The sequence below is a fragment of the Bacillus sp. DNRA2 genome, from assembly GCF_012843265.1.
Taxonomy (GTDB): Bacteria; Bacillota; Bacilli; order Bacillales; family Cytobacillaceae; genus Bacillus_BU.
Genome location: NZ_JABAIT010000068.1, coordinates 1 through 1925 on the forward strand (window position 1 = coordinate 1; position 1925 = coordinate 1925).

Consider the following 1925-nt stretch of genomic DNA (forward strand, 5'->3'; position numbering starts at 1 on the left):
TCCAAGCTCCCCACTTTATGAAATTATCTCCGTGGGTTAATTATAACTGGGGGAATTTTCAATGACTACGGTGGTCCACTTTTAGATTACTAGAAACAGAAACTGTTGGGGATGCAGATTATGTATTTTTGGCCCGTGTTGACCAACAAGTAAATACTGAATATCGGCACTCGGTTATGATTGAGACTGAGAATGGGCAAAAAGAAGTTTCAACACCGTATACAAATTATAAAATTACAGTTGTAAAAAACATTAAAGGGAACATAAAAAAAGACAAATCGATTCCGATAACAAAAGCTGGGGGGGTAGATAAAGATAATTCTTCAGTAATACTATTTGAAGATGACAATCTTCCTGAGACAAATAAGTTATATGTGTTTTTAGCTTATGCCCAAGAAGATGGATCTTTATTAGTGTCTGGTCCGAATTCAAACATTCTTGTTGGAAATTCAAATAAGTCGGAAATTAGCACGAACCTTCCATTAGATGAAAAAGCATCTAAAGTTATTTCATCGTATGAGAAAGCAAAAACTAATCAAGTAGTTAGAGAGAGAATACATTTCACTTCAAATTTTGATGAAAATAAATAAAAAATTCTTATATATTCACACGAAAAAAAATTGATGAAATGTGAAAAGGCAAATGGAGGAAAGTATTAATGAGCAAGAAACGGCAAAGGAATAATGTAAGGGATTTTAAAACTTTTAGATTTCTTGAGATTTTTTCGCGTTTTTTCGGGTGTGTAGTTACGGCGTATTTCGGATAAAAATCAATTCTAAAAATCTTTACTGCTTATGAAAAGAATCAAACTGTTGGATTAATTATTTTTCTTATTTTGTCGACCATATTCATTTATCTAGCAGTAGCTCTTTTCAGACAGGGAATTCAGGCAGTTAAAGCAAAGAAAATTGCAGATTTACCATAAAAATGTTTGAAAAGATCTATTCGTCACTCTCAATTAATTAGTAAATATTTTAAATACTCTCAGTTTAGTTTGATGCTGGGATAATGGAATTATATAGAACAGAAAATAATAAAGAAATTAAAAAACTGGTTCTTGATAACGGGATGAATGGCTTTGAGATAATACTTTCAATTAGGTGTAGATGATTTCAATTTTTGTTATATTTACTGTGCACTCGAGCAAATATTTTGTTTATGCCTAATGAAATTCCACCAAGCACAAGAACATAAACTATAAAATATATCTTTTTGGGCAAGTTATAAGGAGATATTACAGCAATTATTAAAAGTACAATTATTGAAATGGATGTAACAAATTTCCCAACTTTAAACGCCTGCATTTTAGTTCACTCATCCTTTGGTTCTTTAAATTATAAAAAGGCCAAATTCTTCCCGGAAATATCCCACGGTTTGGCGCCCAAGCTTCGCTATAAAAACGATTATATGATTCTCCGCCTTCAATTTTTAAAGAAATTCCTCCCTGTTAAATATTAACATAATATTTCTAAGTTTTATAAGTGATTTTACTCTACTGTATCTGTGTATATACAATAAACTGGGTATTCTCCTTGAAATTGTCGAGAAAGTATTTAAGATACCCGCTCAAATGTAGATTCTATTAAACGACAAGACGAAGCGATTGCAAAGAGTATACATATATAGAGAAGGTATCAAAAGAATTTAATATCTAAAAATCTATCGTGCCATTTGATGGGACATCTTCTTTAGAGATAAATTGAAACTGACATTAATTGTAGAAATGTTTGTGAAATTCTGCACATAGCGTTGGATAGCTCTACGCAGACTATTCCTTGGAACAATGAAATGCTCGAAGATTTAGGGTGAATTTATTAAGAAATAAAGTAAGCCCGAATTCAAACTACGCATATAAACAAGCAGCATCTCCTGGTACGATACACGTATCAATTAAAGGAGGTGCTTTCTTATGCCACAACAAAAAT

The 1925-nt window shown here is 31.7% G+C and carries 2 protein-coding genes; one reads left to right on the plus strand and one right to left on the minus strand.

Features of this window, described 5'->3' with window-relative positions:
- Positions 1 to 128: 128 nt before the first annotated feature.
- Positions 129 to 590 (plus strand): hypothetical protein, encoded by a 462-nt coding sequence (locus HHO41_RS21960; RefSeq protein WP_169102724.1) that lies wholly within the window; start codon positions 129 to 131, stop codon positions 588 to 590.
- 522 nt (positions 591 to 1112) lie between these two features.
- Here the strand turns inward: HHO41_RS21960 and HHO41_RS22520 are convergent.
- A complete protein-coding gene (locus HHO41_RS22520; protein ID WP_248278576.1) occupies positions 1113 to 1304 on the minus strand; it encodes a hypothetical protein in 192 nt (63 codons plus the stop codon).
- Positions 1305 to 1925: the final 621 nt, after the last annotated feature.